The 17738-nt window shown below is 64.0% G+C and carries 18 protein-coding genes and 1 pseudogene; all 19 read right to left on the bottom strand.

The window, feature by feature from the left end:
* Positions 1-34 precede the first annotated feature (34 nt).
* A pseudogene (locus IE267_RS40460) lies at positions 35-274 on the bottom strand (WhiB family transcriptional regulator); the annotation flags it as partial.
* Complete coding sequence (locus tag IE267_RS22090) at positions 274-576, bottom strand: hypothetical protein (RefSeq protein WP_189764388.1); 303 nt, start codon at positions 574-576, stop codon at positions 274-276. The pseudogene IE267_RS40460 and the gene IE267_RS22090, both read right to left, overlap by 1 nt.
* Complete coding sequence (locus IE267_RS22085; protein WP_189764387.1) at positions 573-1679, bottom strand: ATPase domain-containing protein; 1107 nt, start codon at positions 1677-1679, stop codon at positions 573-575. The genes IE267_RS22090 and IE267_RS22085 overlap by 4 nt, the downstream gene beginning before the upstream one ends.
* Positions 1680-1870: 191 nt before the next feature.
* Positions 1871-2047, bottom strand: a complete 177-nt coding sequence (locus tag IE267_RS22080) for a hypothetical protein (RefSeq protein ID WP_189764386.1) — start codon at positions 2045-2047, stop codon at positions 1871-1873.
* 17 nt (positions 2048-2064) lie between these two features.
* On the bottom strand, positions 2065-3996 hold the full coding sequence (locus tag IE267_RS22075; RefSeq protein ID WP_189764385.1) for a glycyl radical enzyme family protein: 1932 nt from the start codon (positions 3994-3996) through the stop codon (positions 2065-2067).
* 11 nt (positions 3997-4007) lie between these two features.
* Positions 4008-4349, bottom strand: a complete 342-nt coding sequence (locus IE267_RS22070; protein WP_189764384.1) for a hypothetical protein — start codon at positions 4347-4349, stop codon at positions 4008-4010.
* Positions 4342-4743, bottom strand: a complete 402-nt coding sequence (locus IE267_RS22065) for a hypothetical protein (RefSeq protein ID WP_189764383.1) — start codon at positions 4741-4743, stop codon at positions 4342-4344. The genes IE267_RS22070 and IE267_RS22065 overlap by 8 nt, the downstream gene beginning before the upstream one ends.
* A complete protein-coding gene (locus IE267_RS22060; RefSeq protein WP_189764382.1) occupies positions 4744-6735 on the bottom strand; it encodes a DNA polymerase in 1992 nt (663 codons plus the stop codon).
* An 83-nt stretch (positions 6736-6818) separates the two neighbouring features.
* Positions 6819-7721, bottom strand: a complete 903-nt coding sequence (locus tag IE267_RS22055; RefSeq protein ID WP_189764381.1) for a hypothetical protein — start codon at positions 7719-7721, stop codon at positions 6819-6821.
* A 3-nt stretch (positions 7722-7724) separates the two neighbouring features.
* Positions 7725-7958, bottom strand: coding sequence for a hypothetical protein (locus tag IE267_RS22050; RefSeq protein WP_189764380.1), 234 nt, complete (start codon positions 7956-7958; stop codon positions 7725-7727).
* Positions 7955-8452, bottom strand: coding sequence for a MerR family transcriptional regulator (locus tag IE267_RS22045; RefSeq protein WP_189764379.1), 498 nt, complete (start codon positions 8450-8452; stop codon positions 7955-7957). The genes IE267_RS22050 and IE267_RS22045 overlap by 4 nt, the downstream gene beginning before the upstream one ends.
* Positions 8453-8887 carry a hypothetical protein gene (locus IE267_RS22040; protein WP_189764378.1) on the bottom strand — a complete coding sequence of 145 codons (435 nt, stop codon included), beginning with the start codon at positions 8885-8887 and terminating at the stop codon, positions 8453-8455.
* Between the two features lie 327 nt (positions 8888-9214).
* Positions 9215-10828 (bottom strand): DEAD/DEAH box helicase, encoded by a 1614-nt coding sequence (locus IE267_RS22035; protein ID WP_268251566.1) that lies wholly within the window; start codon positions 10826-10828, stop codon positions 9215-9217.
* Between the two features lie 9 nt (positions 10829-10837).
* Entirely contained in the window at positions 10838-11806 is a 969-nt protein-coding gene (locus IE267_RS22030) for a toprim domain-containing protein (RefSeq protein ID WP_189764376.1), read from the bottom strand.
* Positions 11763-13049 carry a DnaB-like helicase C-terminal domain-containing protein gene (locus IE267_RS22025; protein WP_189764375.1) on the bottom strand — a complete coding sequence of 429 codons (1287 nt, stop codon included), beginning with the start codon at positions 13047-13049 and terminating at the stop codon, positions 11763-11765. Before IE267_RS22025 ends, IE267_RS22030 begins: the two co-directional genes overlap by 44 nt.
* A 2-nt stretch (positions 13050-13051) precedes the next feature.
* Positions 13052-13729 (bottom strand): ATP-binding protein, encoded by a 678-nt coding sequence (locus IE267_RS22020; protein ID WP_189764374.1) that lies wholly within the window; start codon positions 13727-13729, stop codon positions 13052-13054.
* Positions 13726-14268 carry a hypothetical protein gene (locus tag IE267_RS22015; protein WP_189764373.1) on the bottom strand — a complete coding sequence of 181 codons (543 nt, stop codon included), beginning with the start codon at positions 14266-14268 and terminating at the stop codon, positions 13726-13728. Before IE267_RS22015 ends, IE267_RS22020 begins: the two co-directional genes overlap by 4 nt.
* 547 nt (positions 14269-14815) lie before the next feature.
* On the bottom strand, positions 14816-15874 hold the full coding sequence (locus tag IE267_RS22010) for a hypothetical protein (protein ID WP_189764372.1): 1059 nt from the start codon (positions 15872-15874) through the stop codon (positions 14816-14818).
* 80 nt (positions 15875-15954) lie between these two features.
* Positions 15955-17736 (bottom strand): hypothetical protein, encoded by a 1782-nt coding sequence (locus tag IE267_RS22005; RefSeq protein WP_189764371.1) that lies wholly within the window; start codon positions 17734-17736, stop codon positions 15955-15957.
* Between the last annotated feature and the right edge of the window lie 2 nt (positions 17737-17738).

Raw genomic sequence — 17738 nt, 5'->3', positions numbered from 1 at the left:
TCTTGCGCATCCAGCCGAGCTGCTGCTGGTTGAGGCCGCCCCAGACTCCGTAGCGCTCGGCGTTGACGAGGGCCTGGACAAGGCAGGCGGTGCGAAGTGGGCACACGATCCCGTCGTTGGTGCCGTTGCAGATGTCAGCGGCGTTTTCCGGATCGTCGAACCACGCGTCGCCGGTCTCGGTATGGGGCGTGGGGAACTTGCGGCACTTGGCTTCCGTGGCCGGGGAGTACCCGCCGCTCCAGTCCGGTGATGCCTTGCGGGAGAAGAGAGCCATCAGGTGTCCAGGAGGGTGTCGAAAAGCTCCTGACTGACCACCATCCAGTTCCGGCCGCCGAGTTCGACGGCGAAGACCATCTCCCGACCGGAGATGAGGGCGTTCTTTTCCGCCTTGAGGAGGTCGTCGAGCTTGAGGGAGTAGGACCGCTTCTCGGTGGTCTTCGCCTCGAAGCTGAAGCGGTCTGAGCGGACGTCGTTCTTGTGGATCCAGCCGTTGCCGCTGCCGGGGTTGACGGTGCCGTCGTAGCGGTCGGCGAGCTTCTTCTCCTGGTCCTGGGAGCGCTTGAGGGGGCTCTTCACGCGGCCTCGGCCTCGATCTCCTGCGCGAGGTTCCCCAGTTCGGCGGGGCTGGTGGTCTGGCGGCGCGGATCGGCTGCCCCGAGGATGGAAGCGGTCAGCTCTTCCTGGAGGGTGAGGTCCTGACGTATGGCGTCGATCATGGGATCCTTTCCCTTCCAGCTGTTCTTTCCGTAGTCGTAATAGGAGCCGCGCCGTGTAATGACGTCGTAGTAGACGGCCCAGATAATGAGGTCCTTGACTGTGTCGAAGCGGCCTGCGTCCAAGCCGAGAGTCCGGGATTCCTCGAAGTAGTAGTCGGACTGCGAGGTCTTCTGTCCGGCGATCTGCTTGTTCTTGATCGTCGTGAACTTCACGACCTGCCCGATGCGGGCCTTTCCCTTGCCGGGGCGGGCTTCGTCGATCCATTCGGCGCGTGCCACTTCGACGCGGCTGTAGTAGGCGAAATTCTTGGCGAGGCCGCCGGGTGTCGTCTTGGGTATCTGCCCGTTCATGACGCGGCCGCCGATTTTCTGCCGCCACTGGTTGATGATCAGTCCGGTCACCGGCCGCTGGGTCGCGGACATCGCTTTCCCGGTCTCCTTGCCGATTTTGCGGAAGAACTTTCCCATCAGACGGGCGCCGAGTGTCATGGACGCCTCGTCCATGTCCTTTTCGGCCTCGCCGTCGGGGACGAGCGCGGGATAGCTGTCCAGGACGATCAGATCAACGGCTCGGGCTTCCGCCGCGTCGATCATGACCTGGAATGCTTCTTCCATCCTGTTCGTAGCGTGGACAATGACCTGGTCGACATTGACTCCGAGCATCTTGGCCTGGTCGCTGTCGTAGGCCTCTGCGGCAATCCACAGGGTGGTGAAGTCCGGTGAGATCTGCTGGTTGTGGGCGACGGTGCGGTGGCAGACGGTTGTTTTTCCGCTGCCTTCCATACCGATGACTTCGCTCCACTGATTGCGGGGAAATCCGCCGCCGAGGATGAGGTCGAGGCTGAGGATTCCGGTGGCCAGCTGTCCGGAGTCAGTCAGGGAGCTGGCGATGACGAGCGATCCGTCCCCGTACTGCTTGTTTATCTTGGCCATGAGAGCCAGCGCTTCTCCGGTCAGTGCCATGCGTCAACTCCCCCGTTTCCGGCTGTGATTGCTCGGGTTGAGCAAGTGTTGCCGTGATGTGGAGAGGCTATTAGCGGGTCAACGCTGATGTCTCAGGCCGAAGTTGCTACTCAAGGTAATGAAATGGCAAAGAGGTGGGGTATGGAAAACCCCCGGGCCTGGTAGTCCCGGGGGCTAGTCAGCAGGAGTTGTTACGCGGCGAGATCCGTGCTGACCCGACGCAGTTCGTCGAGGACTTCTGACAGGACCTGCGCCTTGATGGCCTCGGAGTGGGTGGCGTACGTCGAGGAGAAGTGCTCGACTCGCTCTTCCAGGCCGGTGGCCAGGTCCTCCAGCACCTCGGCGACGGCTGCCTTGATCTCGCTCACCGCACAACTCCTTCCTGCTACTTCACATCGCACCCGTCTGCCGAGCACGCATATTCCTGGGTGCCCGTGGTGTGGTCCGATTTTTCGTAGAAGAACAAGTCGGACCACAGGAGTGTGGGCATCTTCGCTGCGAGTTCACGGTACGTCGCCTCGTCGCATTCCTGGTAGGGAGCCTGCACGTAGGTGTGTTCGGAGTAGGGCAGGAAGGAGACGCCTGACATTTCGTCAAGGTGTGCCCATACCCATTCCCGTACCTCGTCCCATTCACTTTCGCGGACCGACACGGTGACCGAGGGCTTGTGCTCGCAGTAGTGGCGCTGGAAATCGAGCCACAGCTCCAGGTGCTGAATGGCTGTCAGGTCCTCACGGGTCACTGCATCAGCGGCGGCACGCTGCGGGAAGGAGAAGACCCAGTTCTGGTCATTCATGAGGTCCTTCTCGTGCGGAACCCCGGAGTCGATGAGGAAGTTGGAGATGGGGTCCTTCACGTCGTTGCGGACGGTCCTCACCCAGTACGGGGCATGCGAAGGATGCAGGCCTGACGGGACGCCCGTCTTCTGCGAAGTCGTGCCCTCGGGCTTGATCGCGGTGATCGCCCTGGAGGGAGAGATACCAAGCAGTTCGGCTTCCAGCTCGTTGGCCTCGCGGGCCTCGTCGCGAAGCCTCTCCAGCACATCGTTCTTGAGGTCCCGGCCCTGGCCGTCAGTCAGCAGGGCGGAGTTGAAGATGCCCGTCATGGAGACGCCCAGGAGCCGTTCCTCGCGGGCGTTGGCCGACCACTCCTCGCGCAGGAACGGGAAATCGGTCAGGGTCGCCTGCCACGTTCCGAGGATGGCCGCCAGCGTGATCTTGCGCCGGAGGTCACCGATGCCGTCCTGGGGGCGGACCACAATGGTCGAGAGGTTACAGAAGGACCGGGGCCGCAGAATGATCTCGGAGCAGGGGTTGGTCCCGTAGTCGACGTCCTGCTCCCGGCGGCCGAACTTCGCGGCCTGCCGCTGTGCCGCGTCACGGTGGAAAATTCCGCGCTCACCACTGCCCGAAGCGACAAGGACGTCCCACTCGGCGCGGAACTCCTCATACCTCATGCCGTCGTGGTACACCGCCGAGTTGTTCGCCAAGGCGCGGTACGGGTGCTCCACCCACCACTCGCCACTCTTGGCCGTGGCCATCTCCCTGTCGTCGAGGTCGGACAGGGAGATCATGGCCGACCGGCGCACACCACCGACCACCACCACATCAGCGACCTTGCACGCCAGGTCGTGTGCCTCAATCGGACGCAGCTTCCGGCCCTGGGCGCTCCTGAGCAGCTCCACGGTGTAGTCGAAGAGGGCCTTCAGCGGCTCCGGCCCGGACGCCCGGCCGCCGAACGTCGCCAGCCGGGCACCAGCAGGCCGCACCAGGGAGTAATCCACCTCAGGTATGCGGCCGTCGATCCACACGAGATCGAGCAGCAGGTCGAACGCTTCGGCCCAGCCCAGCTTGCTGTCGGCGACGACGATCCGCGTGGCCGGGTCGCTCCTTTGATGGGCGACGACCGGCAGCTGGTCGACATACCTCGATTCCACACTGAAGCCCACCCCCGTGCCGTTGAGGAGGATGAACAGGACCTCGGAGAACGACCGGAGGTCGTCCAGCGGCGTGTAGGCGCAGTTGTACCCGGCGACGTGTGACAGGTCGAGTGGCACCCCGGCCGTCATCAGAGCGCGCATCGAGGGAAGGACCTCGTGGTGGAGTACAGCGTGCCGCAGCTCGCGGGCCAGGGCCTTGTCCGGGACGTAGTTGCACCGCTCCTGGAGGTGCGTCGTCATGAAGGCGAAATAGCGGTCGACCGTCTCCGTCCAGGTCTCGCGGCGGCCGAGGTCGTCGCGCCAGCGGGCGTAGCGGGACTTCGTGATGTAGGCCTGGTACGGATCGGTGAGATCGCCGAGGCTGTCGATGAGAGTCATGCGTGTCCGTTCTAGCCGACGCGGCCGATGATCGTATTGAGGGCGGGGCTGCTCTGGGGCTGGGCTCGGGCCGGGCGCGCGGGGCCGTCGGAGGAGGACGCGATCATTCCCGACGTCGAGTGGAGCCGGGGGTATCCGCAGTCGTAGCAGCGGTAGCTCTGCGTGCCCTGCGGTGCCATGTAGTTGCCCGAGCCGCAGTTGGGGCAGGCGGAGTTGTCCCGGGCCGACTGAGCCTTGAGCGGAGGCGGTGCGCCCGGTGCTGGATGTGCTGGGGGCACGGGCGTGTGCGGGGTGACGGCGGGCGGCGGGGGCGGCGCGGCACTGCCGACCGCTCGTGCCCAGAAACTACTCACCAGGGACCTCCTTAGGCACCGTGTACTGAATGATGTCCTTGTCGAACAGGTTCGCCAGGATCGCTTTTGATGCCGCGTAGAAGAGACTTGCGTGGTCGTGGACGAATTCCGTTTTTCCTTCGTTGCTCAGAGATCTGAAGGACGGGTGTTTAAGAATAGGCTTGAGCACGACCTGAGCGATAAGGTGAGCGTAGGTCGCGAGCAGCTCGTCGGTTCTCTCGACAGTTGCCATCCGCGCCGTCGAGGCGGCGATCTCCATAGCCATGACGTCGGGGCTTCTCCCGGTCTGACCAAGGCTTTTGAGGGTATCCATGATCCGGACCATGTCGCCGTCGCACATGTCCATGAGGAGTTCGGCCTGGATGGCCTCGGCGGGAACGCTGCGGTTCTTCATCTACTTGGCCTCCGACCATCGGTCGCAGATCTTCACGTCTGCGGTGATGGGGACGTTGAGGATTTCCTGAATTCCAGGGCCGATCATTGCCTGCTGAAGCAGCGCCGAGCCCTCTTCGACCTTGTCCTCTCGGCAGTGCACCACGAGTTCGTCGTGCACCGTGAGAGAGAGCCGCAGCCATTCCCGGTTCTTCTTGCACAAGTGCCCCATGCGGATGATCGCCATTTTGTTCAGGTCGGCGGCCGAGCCTTGGATCAGGCTGTTGAGGCACTGCCGTTCTGCCTTCTCACGGATCCAGTCCGTGGAGCTGGCGAGGTCCGGGAGTCTTCGCTTGCGGCCAACGAGGGTGCGGATGTGGGGAGTTTCGTGCTTGAGGGCTTCGCCGATCAGCCAGTTCTGGAACTTGGCAACCTCCGGCATCTTGCGTTCCTGGAGGTCGAGGAAGGCCTGGGCTTCCGGCACCGTGGATCCCATGGACTTGGCGACGGTGGCCGCCTGAGCGCCGAAGAGCGTGGCGAACGCCAGTGTCTTGGAGCGGTTGCGCTGGTCCTTGGTGACCTCTTCGAAGGGCACGCCGAATACGGCGTTGGCGGTGGCGGTGTGGGCGTCGACCCCTGCGTGGAATCCGTCGTACCAGGCGCCGTAACCGAGGAAGTGCGCCATCACCCGCAGCTCGATCTGTCCGTAGTCGGCGATGAGCAGCTTCCACCCGAGGTCGACCGGCTCGTCTCCCTGGAGGACAGTCGCCTTCTCCTGCGGCGCGACGAAAAGGCCGCGTACCGCTGCCCCGAGAGGGGTGCCGGGGGCGGGTACGTTCTGCAAGTTCGGTTCGGAGGCCGAGAATCTGCCGGACACCGTGCCGTACTGCTTGAAGGTCGGGTAGATACGCCCGTCGAAGATGATGGACGGCTTTCCCGCTGCCTCGTCGCCGAGGTAGCCGTGGACGTAAGTTCCCAGGAGCTTGTTGACCTCCTGGTATTCGAGCAGAGTGGCGCAGACCTGGTTGTCGTCGTGCTTTCTCAGTTCCTCGGCGTCGGTGCTGTAGTCGTAGATGGTGGGCTTGGTGCCCTCGCGCTTCTTCTTCCGGCCGCCTTGGGTGAGCTTGCTCGGCTTGATGCCCTGGCCTCCGGCGGACGTCTTACCGAAGAGGACGTCGGCCTTCTGTTTGGTGCTGTTGATGTTGAATACCTGGCCCGCTGCCTTGTAGACCTCTTCGATGATGCGGGCGACCTGGACGGTCAGGTCGGCGTCGAGCTTGTGCAGTGCCTCCAGGTCGACCGGGGCGCCGGTCAGCGCCATGTCCAGGAGGACTTCGAGGACCCCTAGTTCGAGGCTCATGGCCCGCGAGAGGCCTTCGGCCTGGAGGAGCGGCACCATCCGCCGCCAGAGCAGCCAGGTGTACTTGGCGTCGAGGAGGGCGTAGCGGGCGACCTTGGAGAACGCGTGGGTCTCGACGCGACGGCCGACGTTCTCGGTGTCGTACTTGTGGCCGTACTCGCTGATGACGCGCGGCTTCAGGCCGTTGAGGCGGTTCTCGTCCAGGAGCCAGGAAGCAACGAGCGTGCAGCCGTACTTGGGTGTGGGCAGGGCACCGTCGTAGTACTTGGCGACGGAGACGATGTCGAAGACGGCGTTGTGGGCGATCTTTCGGTACTGCTCGCCGAAGAGGAGCGGCTGAAGGGCTTCGAAGACCTGGCCGGGGCGCAGTTGGGCGGGGGGCTCGTCGTATACGGCCGGAATGGCGTCGAGCGTTCCGGTCTCGCGGTTTTTCTTGCGGGTGGCCCTGGAGATCAGCGTGTCGCCGTTGGGGTGGCCCACCGGAACGGCGACGGCCGCGCCGTGGGTGGCCATGGAGAGCCACGTGATCTGGTTCTGGGAGGGCACTCCCCGGTGTTCTCCGACGGTCTCCACGTCGAAGCTGAAGCCGTCCTGCTGTCTGAAGTACCGGACAGTGTCGGCGAGGTCTTCCTTGGTGAGGATGATGCTGGGCATGGGTGCGTCCAGGGTGTGAAAAGCCCGCCCCCTGTCCCGCTGAAGGCAGGGGGCGGGCTGACCGACCGGGTGGCGGGAGACGGCTAGTCGTCGTCCTCCTCGCCGTCGTCGTCCAGGAGCCGCTTGACGACGCGCTTCAGCTCCTGAGGGGTGGAGAAGTGCTCCCACTGCTCCGTGTACAGCTTCTCGGTGAGGGACTTGTAGGTCTGGTCGTCGATTTCGTCGACATCCCAGTCCTCGTCGAGGTCACGGCCCTTAACGGTTTCCAGGTGGTACTCGGTTGCCGTCTTCATGCCTGTCTTGGATATCGCGACGTACAGGCTCGGCTTGTCGAGCGGTCCGCGCTTCTTGTCGTCGTTGATCGCCTTGAGCTTGCGGCCGACCTTGACGCCGACCTCCCACACCCGGTTTTCCCACGCGTTGGTGTCCTCGTTGAAAACAGCCACGTTGAAGTAAGCGAGCTTGCGGGCATAGTGGTCGAGGTCGTCACAGAGCGGGCACGCCTCGCCTCCGCAGCGGAAGGAGCGCTTGCCTGTGCGGATTTCCTTGACGTAGTGGAGACCCATGGAGTCGAACGGCGCCGAGTCAAGCAGCTTCAGTAGCTGCTGCTCTTCAGTCACCTTGAGCTTGAGCGCGGCCTTCGCCTCAAAGTCGGTACCGCCTGAGCTACTCGTCGTCTCGAACTCGTCCCACCCGGCGACACCTCGCTTGGATGCGGCGTTCTTCCGGTGTCGCCGCTCCTCCGCCTCGTCGTCGCCTTCGTCCTGTTGGGCGCGACGGTTGCGCCGGGGGCGGCTCTCTTCGTCGTCGGCGTCGTCATCGAGGGATCGCCGCTTACGCCCGCGCGGTTCGTCATCACTGTCGTCATCAAGTGTGCGGCGGCGGGGGCGCTGCTCGGCGTCGTCGGATTCGTCGAGGCTGCGTCGGCGACGCTTGGGCCGCTCGTCGAAGACATCGTCGTCGTCCAGTGTTGCGGTGCGGGCCATGCGTCAGCTCCTCTTGGTGTGTGGCTTGGTGAGTGCGGGGTGTGCGTGTGCGAGCGAGTTGTCCTCGGTGGTGAGCTGCTTGGCCAGCAGCCGCTCGCGGGCCAGCATGTGGTCCAGGGTCAGTTCGACGTCGTCGATGTCTTCCTTGGCCGGGTCGTATTCGACTTCGGCGGAGACCTCGATGTGCTCGTAGGAGCCCATGTTGTAGCGCTCGGTGACGCGCTTGCGGTAGATCATGCGGCGCGGCTGGTCTCTGCGGCAGCGGCGAGTTCCTTGAACAGGGCCACCACGCGCTTGGAGAAATCGGTCGTAGAGATGTGGATGCTCTCGCCCTCATGGAGGAGAATGCCCTCCTCCGCCGCGATGCGGATCATTCCCTCAACCTGCGCCCGGGTGTAGAGCCTGCGGTTTCCCCGCTCGGTCTTGCCACGGATGGAGAAGGTGGGTGCCGGAATAACCTTGAGGCGCTCCCACTTGCGGATGGTGACCGGCTGGCGGTTCAGCGCCTGAGCCAGCTGTCCTATGGAGAAGAACTCCTCAAGTCGGCCGCCGACGCGGTAGACGCGGGGCCGCGAGTCCCACAGCACTTCGGGGGCGGGCTCGGCCTGGACGAGGCGCATGGTGTGGGGGTCGACGCTGCGGATGCGGCGGGATGATCCCGGGTAGTAGGCGGGGGTCTTCTGTGCTTCTCCGCCCGCGATGACGGCGAACTCCCGCTCCCAGTCGCGCATTTACTTGGCCCCCACTCGCACGAAGGACCAGGTGGTCTTCTCCGGGAAGATCTGGTCGACCTCTTCCTCGGTGAGGAGGCCTTCCTGGAAGGCGACGTAGACCTCCTGCGGGTCGAAGACGGGCTGCGCCGGGAAGAGACGCTCAACCAGCCCCTTCTCCTTGGCCAGCTGTTCGGCCTTCTCCGTGTTTGCTGTGCGGGTTGAGCCGCGCTGGTACTTGAGACCGGTGAACTTCTTCCCTGCCACCTCATAGGACCGGCCGAGGTCGAGGACGTAGCTGCCCTTGTGGTCCCGGACACCGAAGTCCTGGAGGTCCTCGATCATGTCCGCCTTGAGGGCTTCGAGCAGTGTCTGCTGCGTTGCGACGCGGTCCATGATCAGCGCCCACTGGGCCGCCTTCCTGTTGAAGTCGCTGGCGACTGTGTTGGCCGTCATCTCGCTCGACAGTGGTGCATCGCTGAACTCCATCAAGGCTCCCCGTGGCTCGGTGTTCGGCAGCTGGGGGCAACGCAAAGCTGGGCGTCAATCGCCTTGTCGGGCCGTTCCGCTTCCCCCTGTGACACCAAGAACACTACAACAGTTGACCGACATATCAACTGTTGCACAACTGTCTTTGACTTGTTGGGACGCGCCTGGGGATCGCGAGCCTGCCACCAGCCCTCCACCGAACACGCAGGTCAGATTCCCTAGTCAGGCAGGGGCGCCGAGTGCGGGTATCAACTCCCGCCGACTGCATATGCCTACGGCGGGCCCCGGACAGACCTACGCGCTGCGGCGCAGATCACTCAGTGACCGCGTGAGGTTGGAGCGCAGAGATTCCACATCGTTGACCACGCGGCCGTCCTCGTCCGCGCCCCGGCCGTCGAGGATTGCGCTGTTGGTCCTCCGCTTGACGGCGAGCCGTTCCATCCGCCGTTCCTCGATCGTCCCTTCGGTGACGATGTTGACGACCTCGACCTCGTTGAACAGTGAACTCGCCCTTACATGGCGGGTGTTGCGCTGGTCCATCGCCCCAGAACTGTCACGCTGGTCGAAGTTGATCAGCAGTTGCGCCTGTGGCAGGTCGAGCCCGTAGCCGCCTGCGTCGGAAGCAAGAAAGAGGCGCGCCTTGGGATCGCTGGCAAAGACTGCCTTGGCCTCGGCCTTCCCCTTCGCGGTGAGGTCACCAGTGAAGTGGACGGCATCCCAATCGCTGAGCGCTGTGGCGATACGGGGCAGCACGCCCTTGTGGAAGGAGAAAACGATCACTTTGAGAGCCGGATCGGCGTCAAGGCGCTTCCTCAGGTACCGAACCAGTGTGTCGAGCTTCGGCGACCCACACACACCCTCAAGGACACCGTCATCCAGCAGTTGCGCGGCGTACGCACTGCCACCGTCACCCGCGTCATGGGCAATGGCCGACTCGCGCAGCAGGTCCGGGTGGTTGATGAGCATCTGAAGGGCCGACAGCCGCGCCATGACACGGCCCTGCGCCATGTTCCCGGAGTCGGAGCGCCCGGCATACATCGCGGCCAGGTCGACCGCCCCTGCCTTGAGTTTGTCGAGTTCGACAAGGAGGTCCTGGGCGATTCGCTCGTAGGCTCTGAGCGCCTGGCGGCCTAGGCGGACGGGCAGCACGCGCTCCCTGACACGGGGCATGAACCGCGCTACATCCTCATCAAGATAGGTGCGCCGGATCATGGCCTGGGTCAGCTTGGTGTGGAGGAGCGGCAGATTCTTGTAGGCCAGGGGGATGCCTGAGCGGGAGCGGTGGATGAAGGCACCGTCGAACAAATCCCAACGGCCGAGCACGTCTTCGTCGATCCACTCGAAGATGCTGAACAGCTCCTCCGGCTGCCCGTTGTCGATGACAGTGCCGGACAGTCCCAGGCGGCGACCGGCCGTGAGGCGTTTGATCTTCTTCGTGCGCTGGGCCCGGAAGGATTTGACGTAGCTGATCTCGTCGCCAACCAGGACGTCCGGGCGGATCTTGCGTACCTGACGCCAGTCAGTGACAACGTTCTCGTAGCTGAGGACGACGTAGTCCGGCCGTGTCTCCAGAATGGCCGCGTATTGCTTGCTTTTCTGCGTCTTCGTGCCGTCCACGACGATGCAGGCACTGTCGTCCGGCACGACGATGTGGGCGCGACCCACCGGCCGCCGCCTTGCGGGTACGTCGGTGAATCGCGCTATTGCCTCGGCCCACTGCCACTTGAGGGAGGCGGGGACGACCACCATGCAGGTGGTGATGTCGTCATGAGCCAGCCACTCCTCCATCACCGCGATGCTCAGCACGGTCTTGCCCATGCCCATGCTGTAGGCACACAGCATGGAGCCTCTCTCGACTATGCGAGAGACGTCCTGCTCCTGATAGGGGTGCAGTTTTCCCGTGAACACCTCATCAGGCTATTTGAGCTTCCTCCTGATTGGTGAATAGGAGGCATCGAAGCAGTCCCATATCTCCATACCGGTCATCTCGCCGGGGTCTTTTGCTCCAGTGTTCAAGTAGTTCCAGAACTTCAGAGCGGCACCCTTGTACCGGTATTTGTAGTAGATACTGTTCCTGGCAGTGCGCCCGGCTGCATCATTGTCCTGGGCAAGGATGATGGTGTCGGCCAGTTCCATGGCCAGCCCCATTTGTGCGTGTTTTACGTGGGCGCCGAAGGTAGCCTTGCCGCCCTCGATTCCTACGGAGTAGAGACGCACCGGGTCGAGGGGTGATTCAAGCATGACGAGCGGGCCGTCGAATGCGACGTCGGCGCCGAACAGGGAGTTGCCTTTCTCTACGCCGTCGGGGTAGTTGCGGAAGTGGCGCTTCGATTTCTCCTGCCACCCGAGCAGTTGGCCGTCGGGGTCGCGGATCGGGAGTATCCAGCAGCGTCGGGCCAGGTCCCATCGCACGCCGAATCGCTCGCATGCCTCCAGCGTGAGTCCGCGTCGGCGCCGGGCTGCCTCGGGCGGGCTCGTGAACAGCACAAGGTGTGCCTCGGTGACGTCCTGGCCCGGCTCGACTTCGGCATGGCGGTCGTCGCCCTTGAGCAGGCGCAGGGCTCGGCCGATCGTCCCCTGGGATGCGATCCATGAGTTGGCGTGAGCCGAATCAGTGCCCTGCATGTAGGCGACGAAGCGGGCGAAGGAGCCGCTCCACTCGCAGGAGAAACAGATGAACTGGCCGCTGTGGATGTGGATGTAGCAGGAGGGTCTGCGGTCCGTCTTGCCGGTGCGTTCCAGATGGGCTGGGCAGCGGATCCTGAAGTTATCGCCGTCGTCCCCCAGAACCTCTACGCCGAGTTCGGCGAGTGCGGAGGGAACGTCCCCTGGGATGAGGTCGTCACGCCGCCCGGCGGTCGAACCACTCCTCGACGTCTTCAACATCCTCTCCCTGGGCATAAGAACCGAAGTTGATTTTTGCTTCTTCAAACGTGGAGGTGTCGTAGTCCCAGACAACCAGGAATTCGTCATTCGGGCAGTTTCGGGAGGCCATGATCTTGAGCTTGGACTCCTTGGAGTTGTCGGTTGTCTCCATGCCGATCAGGACGTCGCAGTCCTGCTCGAATGCGCTGGTGTAGCCGACCGATCCCGCCGAAAGTCCTCCTGCCCCCATCTTGGAGCGGAGTGACTGCGTTGTCACGATGATGGGGATTCCGCAGGCGCGGGCGAGCTGCTTGGAGCCACGGGAGATGTTGGTGAGCGCCGTATTGGTCATCTTCTCACCCGTGATCTCATCCCGGAGGAAGTAGATACCGTCGATGACGACGACGTCGGGCTTCACCTCGTCGATCTTGGCCTGGATGCTTCCGATGGTGGTGTGGGCTTTTACGTCTTCGCTGATGATGAAGGGGGTACCGTTTTCCTCCATCTCGTTGACGGCCTTCTCCAGGCGCTTGAACTCCATGGTATTCAGCTCACCGGAGCGGAGTTTCGAGAGGGATACACGTGCCGATATGGCGTCGACACGTTCTCCGAGTTCGCTCGCAACCATCTCGAAGGAAAAGACAAGGACGGTGTGCCCCAGCGAGTTGATGTGCTGCGCTACGGCGATGGCGAGCTGGGTCTTGCCGCTCTTGGCCAGGCCCGTGAAAACGATGAGCTGCCCCGGCTGGAGCCCCTGGGTGGCCTTGTCCAGCGACTCGAATCCCGTGGGGAGGCCGATGAGGCTACCGTCCAACTCCGCGTAGTGCGCGTAGCGTTCGAGGCGCTCGGAGCCGTTCTCGGTGAGGTTGTAGTCGATGCCGGTGGGGACGTCGTCCGCGATCGTCTGGAGCATTTCGCGCGCGAGGCGGACCGCTTCTTCGGTGTCGCCGTCTTCCCATGCCTCGGCCGCGAGGGTGAGACCCTTCTCCGTCAGCGACCGCCGCTTGGTCTCACGAATGGAGTCGATCAGGTAGGCGAGGGGCTCGTCGACCGTGACCGGCAGCTTGACGGTCGGGTAGTCCTTGGCCACCACATCAGCAGTGGGGCAGGCGCCGTACTCCTGCTGGTAGGCCAGCAGTGAGGCGTAGACGTGGCGGCGGTCAGGGTCGTGGAAGTGCCGGGGCTTGATGCCGGAGCGGATGGCGGCGCCGAGTTCGCCGGTCTGGATGATCTTGGCGATGAGCTTGTGTTCAACGTGGGCCATGATCACGCACCCTTCGAGGGGTGAGCACGGTGGTCGGGCCCTTCGATGTAGACGATGTCGAACGCCTCCATGGCAAATGAGGCGGCGCTCTCGTCGTAGACGGCGGCCCACTCGCCCCCGCGCAGGTTCGTCGTGACGATGGTCGGCAGCATGGCGTCGTGGCGGTGCCGGAGGAGTGTGGTGAACTGCTGCGCCGCGTATCCCGATGCCGTGCGGTGCTCCTTCCCGACGTCGTCCAGTACGAGCAGCGGAACGCTGTAGAGGCGGCCTTCGAGATCGGCGAAACGTTCTACCTCGAAAAGGGCAGCCTCTCCGCCAAGTCCCTTGTCGACCTTGCTTTGCAGGGCGAAGCTGCTGATCTTGGTCTGCACGTAGTCGGAGAAGCGCACGAAGAGGCCCTCCACTCGGTACCGGCGGCAGATGGAGACAAGTGCCGCGCATGCCTGGGTGGTTTTGCCTCTCCCAGGGTCGCCGGAGAGCATGACGCCTCTTCCGAGGCGTGAGCGGTCGTCTGGGAACTGGCTGAGCGGTGTCTGCTGGGAGATGTATCGGTTGGGCCAGTCCAGGTGGAAGTTGATCAGCTCCTGGCAGGGGTCATCGAGGTCACCGAGTTTGACGCCCCAGTTCCGGCCCGGCAGGTTCATCTGCCGCCAGTAGTAGGAGGAGTCGGCCGTCCTCATCGCTGCTTCACCGCAGCCGCCCATGGGTCGCTGCTGCTGTCGGGATAGCCGCCCCAGTTCTCAGTGATCTCCTTGGGAACCTCGGTCTGCTGAGCCGTGGCCCAGGGGTCGGGCTTGACGGCGGCAGGTGCAACGGGCAGGAGGTCGTTGAGCACGGCGCGGTACAGGGTCCACGGCCTCTTGGCGTCGTGGTACCGAGAGTTGGCGAAGAAACTGTCGATCGACGCTTTGAGCGCGGCCGGAGTGTGCCCCTTGTCCAGGGCCTCGCGGAATGTTGCGCCGAGTCCGGCTCGGTTGGTGTGTCCGATGAGGTGGTCGGCCCAGCGGGCCTGGTCTATGCGCCGGGACCAGTGGCCGATGAGATCGTTGGCCTTCCACGCCTCGACCGGCTTGTCCTGACGCCGCCTGGCGGGCGCAGGATCCGGCGCATCCCACAGCGTGCTCTGGATAGCCTTCATCGGATTGAGCGCGTCATCCGTGTTGGAGTTTGCACGCCGTGGCTTTTTCGTCAGCTCTCGCGGCTTCCATTGCTCCTGCATGCTCAGGTCCTCTCTCCCCCGCGCCATCAGGCGTATCGACTGAACACGGGAACACTAGACAGGAACTGAGAGCGATCTCAACCAGAGACCAAGAAATTCGGAGTAGTTGGTACCCGTGCGCTCAGGAGCCGCCAGGCGACTGATAGGGCGCAGCCCCTTTCTATCCAGAGGAAACACATGCGTGTGTCACCGAAGGGCTTCGCCCATCCTTCGCAAGCTCAGGAGCGCCATGGGATGTCAGCTGCCACATTGATTATTCTCGAAGATGGCTGCTCCGCAGTCCGTAGGGCAGTTGACCTGCCGGTACTGCTCGCCTTGATGCTGGTAACGGCCAGAGAAACCCCGCTCGGCCCGTTTTCATTCCGCAGGAATCCTGTGACGCGCCCCACACCAACTTTATGCTGCGAGTTACTACCCTCCACGACCGAAGAGGGCTCTTGCGCATTTCACGCTGGCGCCTCTATATTGATTCTGGGTTGGTGACCCACAAAAGGGAGTACCCAGACTGCCTCTCTCCAGTCTGGGTACTCCCTTTTCCATGTCCGGGTCAGGCGGCCTGGGGCTCGTACTTCTCCCAAACCCCGTCAGCATTCTGAATGATGTCGTGCTTTTCGACATCGCGGCGAGGGCGCCCCCGGAAGGGCAGATATTCATCCAGGTCGGCGTTGTACCAGCCCTTCCTCAGGCCCTCAGGAGGTTCCACGGAGGGAGCATCAACGGGCTCTGCGGAGGCATGCTCGCCCCCCTCCGGGTGGACCTCTGCGGCCTGCGGCGGGCTCACCGGCTGCCCGATGGACTTCAGGGCGTCGCGCACGTCGTAGAGCACCGAGCTTGCCTGGTCGAGGTTGCAGCGCAGGCTGGATTCGACACTGCTGAGGACCTCTGCGACTACCTCGGCAAGCTGGAGGACGACCGCGCTCAACTCGGGTGCCTGTGCAGCTTCCTCCTCGGGCTCGACTGGGCTGGTGGCCTTGGCGCGGTGCGCTTCGGCGATCTCCTCCTGGAGGCCGTCGGCGTCCGAGGCGGCCTCCCCCTCTACAGACTCCGCCCCCTCCGGGACTTCCGGCTCCTCCTGGTCTTCCAGGGCCCGCTGGGTGGCCTTGTGGACTGCGTAGGGCGCCAATCCGCAGCCCAGGTCCAGCACTTCGAGTCCGGCCTCGGCTGCACCGATGGCCAGCTCGTCGACCCCGGCGTCCTTGCCGTCATCGTCATCCGGGTCCGACAGGATGACGAGGGTCGTCTTGCCGGGCCGCGCTTCGAGGAGAGAGAGCACGTCGGCATAGATGGCTGCAACATCGCCAGAGGCGTGGCTCTCGTCGGCCTGCTCGACGATGCGCTGCACCGCCCTGTGGTCCGGGTGCTCTTCGGAGTAGACGGCCGTATAGCCGATGTCGGCCTCTCCGGTCCACCGGTAGACGTATCCCACTGTGCGGGTGATCAGGTCGGGGTGCGCCAGGAAGACGAACTCAACCTCCTCGACCGCCCGCTCGGTAGGTCTGAGGCCGTCCTCCGCCGCTTCGTAGCCGAAATGATCGGTGAGATGGTCGAAGACAGCCTTCTGGCTAATAGTTCCGTTGCCCGCGACGGCGACAGTGTGCTGGCCCATGATGCTCCGATTGGTAGTAGGGCGACGTAGCGCCAGAATATGTTCCCAACATGTCATCAACAAGTGTTGAACATGTGTTCTCAGGAGAAGGTGCTTGTTTGAACGGGCAGCGGGTCCTGCGGCAACGGGCGCGGCGGGGTCGCGTAGCGCAGGTCGTACGGAGTGCCCAACTCGATGTGGTCGCCGATGACTTGTGCGAGGCGGCGCTGGAGGGTGCGACGCTCGCGGTAGAAGTGTGAGCGGGCATGTTCGGTGGCGTCGGCGTTCTCCCAGAGGTAGTCCGGGTGGTGGCTGCCGCCGTCGAAGTAGCTCAGCAGGGTGCTGCCCTCTTCCAGGAGGATGTCGTCGAGGAAGAAGCTGCTGGTGGCGCCGTTGATGAAGTTCACCGGGTCCGGCCCGACCCATGCCGAGACCCACCGATTCGTGCCAGGCGGGGGCGTCCAGGCGAGCGAGACGCGGACCCAACCACCCTCCACACGTTCCGGCTTGGCTGCACGGACCTCGGCAGTCGACTCACCTTGGTACACCGTGCGTACCGTGCCCTTGCCGGGGACGTTCTCTGCCACCTCCACAAACAGCCGCACCGGCAGGGTGTTGGCGGCCTGCTCGGAGATGTAGGCGGAGAGGATGTGCCGCTTACCGAGGTTGATGATCTCCAGGGGTGTGGCCGAGGTCTGGTGGCTCACGGTCGAGCCGAGACCGATGCGCGTGCCCTCGGGATAGGCAGTGGTACCTGTGGCCGTAGCCGTGTACTCGGCGGCGCCAGGCCGCGTCCGCCCGGCGTAGGTGCGCACGGGTGCGGCTGTACTGGCAGTGCCTGGTGTGTGGGAGAGCCAGCACACGGGTGTGTTGTCTGTCAGCGACGGATTGCGGCAGAGGTTGACGCGGCTGGCCTTGAGGTCGATGTACATGTGGCGAGCTGCGCGGTAGCCGGGCATTGCCGGGGGCACCGAGCGCAGGGACTGGTAGCGGACTCCCATCGCGGTGGCGAAGAAAGCGGTGCCCGAAGAAAGTGTGGGAGACGGCTGGAGCGAGGGGACGACGCTGGCGTAGACGGCGGTGGCCGGTGGCCGAATGGGGAACGACCTGGCGGCCCAGTCGTAGGAGCCCCGCGTGGTGAACTGCGGGCTGTCCTGGCTGGAGATGAGGGCCCTGGCGGCGTCGTAGAAGGCCACTCGCAGCACGAACGTCTCGGCCGCAGCTGTGGCCACCGACCCGGAGACCAGCAGCATAGGGGCGGCTGCCCGGATCGGAGCGAGCGCCGCGAACGTTGGCACGGGTCCGATTCCACCGGTTGCCGAAGCATCCGTCACGGTGCACATCAGTGAGCGGGAACCCACCACGACGCGGTCTCCGGACAGCACGACGTCGCATTTGCTGCCGGTGTAGCAGCACGAGTAGAGCTGGTAGGCGGCGTCGTGGCTCAGCAGGTTGAGGGTCGTCTGGCGCTCCACCATCACGGCACTGATCTGCGGCTGTACCCCCTGGGCCAGTTGGGGCAGACGCACGCGTACCTCTGCGTAGCGGGCGCCTCGGTAGGTGCTGCCCGGTGCCCCGATGTTGCTGCCCTGCGGGACTGTGGAGGTGACGTAGGCCCGCGACCATCCGTCGTTGGTATCCAGGGTGCCGGTGCCGGTCACCATCAGCGTTGCGGGATCCATCAGGGCGGTGCGGTCGGTGTCGGTGAGGGTGTTGTACGGCGTGAACGCGAAATCGGCGAGCGCGCCATAGGCGGAGGCGGCGAAGACGCGTGCGCTGCCCGTGATGGGTGCTGCTGTCGTACCTCGTAGCGCGGGCACGCGGACGGTGAGTTTGAGTGGCGAGTCGAAGGCGCTCAGGTAGGCACCGTCATTGACGTTCATGT

This window comes from Streptomyces xanthochromogenes (genome assembly GCF_014650455.1).
Lineage (GTDB): Bacteria > Actinomycetota > Actinomycetes > Streptomycetales > Streptomycetaceae > Streptomyces > Streptomyces xanthochromogenes.
Note: the sequence above shows the minus strand (reverse complement) of the source record. Positions and strands in the feature narration are given on the sequence as shown.

Coding starts and splice junctions, on each gene's coding strand:
- IE267_RS22050 (WP_189764380.1), bottom strand. CDS start 7,958: ATGATCTACCGCAAGCGCGTCACCGAGCGCTACAACATGGGCTCCTAC.
- IE267_RS22065 (WP_189764383.1), bottom strand. CDS start 4,743: ATGAAGAACCGCAGCGTTCCCGCCGAGGCCATCCAGGCCGAACTCCTC.
- IE267_RS22015 (WP_189764373.1), bottom strand. CDS start 14,268: ATGCAGGAGCAATGGAAGCCGCGAGAGCTGACGAAAAAGCCACGGCGT.
- IE267_RS22055 (WP_189764381.1), bottom strand. CDS start 7,721: ATGGCCCGCACCGCAACACTGGACGACGACGATGTCTTCGACGAGCGG.
- IE267_RS22030 (WP_189764376.1), bottom strand. CDS start 11,806: ATGTTGAAGACGTCGAGGAGTGGTTCGACCGCCGGGCGGCGTGACGAC.
- IE267_RS22010 (WP_189764372.1), bottom strand. CDS start 15,874: ATGGGCCAGCACACTGTCGCCGTCGCGGGCAACGGAACTATTAGCCAG.
- IE267_RS22040 (WP_189764378.1), bottom strand. CDS start 8,887: ATGACGGCCAACACAGTCGCCAGCGACTTCAACAGGAAGGCGGCCCAG.
- IE267_RS22060 (WP_189764382.1), bottom strand. CDS start 6,735: ATGCCCAGCATCATCCTCACCAAGGAAGACCTCGCCGACACTGTCCGG.
- IE267_RS22045 (WP_189764379.1), bottom strand. CDS start 8,452: ATGCGCGACTGGGAGCGGGAGTTCGCCGTCATCGCGGGCGGAGAAGCA.
- IE267_RS22085 (WP_189764387.1), bottom strand. CDS start 1,679: ATGGCACTGACCGGAGAAGCGCTGGCTCTCATGGCCAAGATAAACAAG.
- IE267_RS22005 (WP_189764371.1), bottom strand. CDS start 17,736: ATGAACGTCAATGACGGTGCCTACCTGAGCGCCTTCGACTCGCCACTC.
- IE267_RS22025 (WP_189764375.1), bottom strand. CDS start 13,049: ATGGCCCACGTTGAACACAAGCTCATCGCCAAGATCATCCAGACCGGC.
- IE267_RS22075 (WP_189764385.1), bottom strand. CDS start 3,996: ATGACTCTCATCGACAGCCTCGGCGATCTCACCGATCCGTACCAGGCC.
- IE267_RS22020 (WP_189764374.1), bottom strand. CDS start 13,729: ATGAGGACGGCCGACTCCTCCTACTACTGGCGGCAGATGAACCTGCCG.